The sequence below is a fragment of the Bacteroides sp. HMSC067B03 genome, assembly GCF_001811315.1.
Classification (GTDB): domain Bacteria; phylum Bacteroidota; class Bacteroidia; order Bacteroidales; family Bacteroidaceae; genus Bacteroides; species Bacteroides faecis.
The window spans coordinates 1-1,915 of sequence record NZ_KV804269.1; the positions used below are offsets into that span (position 1 = coordinate 1).

General features: G+C 44.2%; 3 protein-coding genes. All 3 read right to left on the reverse strand.

Features of this window, described 5'->3' with window-relative positions:
- Positions 1 to 82: 82 nt before the first annotated feature.
- Positions 83 to 1,351, reverse strand: a complete 1,269-nt coding sequence (gene ltrA, locus HMPREF2794_RS02645; RefSeq protein WP_246839579.1) for a group II intron reverse transcriptase/maturase — start codon at positions 1,349 to 1,351, stop codon at positions 83 to 85.
- 243 nt (positions 1,352 to 1,594) lie between these two features.
- Entirely contained in the window at positions 1,595 to 1,735 is a 141-nt protein-coding gene (locus tag HMPREF2794_RS28780; RefSeq protein WP_168166583.1) for a hypothetical protein, read from the reverse strand.
- On the reverse strand, positions 1,732 to 1,915 hold a 184-nt coding region (locus HMPREF2794_RS29230), incomplete at its 5' end, for a hypothetical protein (protein WP_210403589.1). The genes HMPREF2794_RS29230 and HMPREF2794_RS28780, both read right to left, overlap by 4 nt.

A 1,915-nucleotide genomic window follows, 5' to 3' on the forward strand; every position in this document is an offset into this window, starting at 1 on the left:
GGTTAGGTCGAGTAGGTCTGGGCATTTCAGCCCAAACCTCTCACAGAACCGTACGTGAAAGTCTCCCCTCATACGGCTCCTCTCATCCAAACGGTTTCAATCGATTGGGTTTGACACCATGTTGCCAATGATAAAACAAGGTGGGATTCTTTGATGCTATCCATACCAACCATTTATAAGCATCATTAGGCTTTCGCCTAAACCGCTTATATTTTCTCTCTGCCCACCGAGCCAATTTCAAATTGACACATTGTAGAAAAGCCTTTAATTGACTACCGTAAAACTTACCGTAGTAATTCATCCACCCACGAACTTCCGCATTTATTTCCATTGCTATGTCAGACAGTTTTAGCTGAACCCGACTGTTCAAATGCCAACCACGTATCTTTTCTGTGATACGCTTCTTTGACTTCTTACTGATTGCAGGAGCATAACCGTTAAAGACTTGCCCTTGTTTATTTCTCTGACCTCGTGGCTGGAATGTGTAACCTAAGAAATCAAAAGTGATCTCCTTGTACTCTCCCCTCCGTTTACCGTCTTTGCAATAAACAATGCGTGTCTTTTCTTCATTCAAGCGTAATTTACATGCAGCAAAACGCTCTACAATGGATGTTTTAAGCCTTTGGGCTTCTTCAAGGCTATTACAATGACAAATCGTATCATCGGCATAGCGTTCAAAAGGGATAGTAGGATGATAAAGTGACATCCATTTGTCAAATGTATAGTGGAGATATAGGTTGGCAAGAACCGGACCTATTACCGAACCCTGCGGAATCCCCATACTTCGTTCTATACATTCACCTGTAACTGTTGCGTAGGGAACTTTCAGCCAACGCCGGATATAAAGCAATATCCACCTTTCTTGCACATGACGTTCCACTGCCTTCATCAACAGGGCATGGTCTATGGTGTCAAAGAACTTGCTTATATCCATATCCAAGACCCAGTTGTAACGCCAGCAACGTTCACGGGCTTTTCCTATCGCATCGTGGGCACTACGATTAGGGCGATAACCATACGAATCCATATGGAATATAGCCTCCAACCTGCTTTCTATCAGCAGTACTACAGACATTTGTGCTATACGGTCACCAACAGTAGGAATTCCCAAAGGACGGGTTCCACCGGAGGGTTTAGGTATATCCACCAATTTTACTGCTTTAGGAAAATAACTTCCTGAACTCATGCGATTCCACAACTTATACAGGTTCTTTCCAAGATTACTCTCGTAATCCTCCGTACTGATATTGTCAATACCAGCACTCCCCTTATTTTCTTTTACCCGTTTCCAAGCATTCATTATCACATGCTTGTCGATTGTAAACGGTTTTGTGACTTGATGTTGCATCATCCTAATAACTTTAATAATTAGTTGTACAATACAAATACACCGGACAAGCTGTCCCCTTTGCTCCATTGCCATTACAGCAATATCAACGCTACTACGAGACAGTCCGCCTCCACCACAGGCTTCGGTACTCAGACCTTACGGGTTTTCCATTCTTGGTCGCTCCCTTGGCATCCTATGGTGAGTTCCCATGTTCCCACAACACAGCCTCCATACAGGTCATGCCACCTCTACGCCGGATGCCGTTCAGACAATAAACAGGTAACCTCTGAACTTATCCCACACTCCTTGCATAAGCATGGTTTTGACATCACCCATTGCATTTCGACGCATCATCAATGGTTCCCTTACGGTCATCTCCTGTATGGTCACCTGACAGTTCATCACTGCCTTTTGAATGTATCGTTCACCACCTTAACCCTTTCGGGAGAAAGCAGCATACACCGGTTTGCAACCTCTTCCTGCAAAGCGATTGCGAGAGACCTACTCTCATCTGTATCGCAGTTACGAATGTGACAGCCACACCACATTCTCACGGCACACTGCAAGGTGCAAGCTATATATATA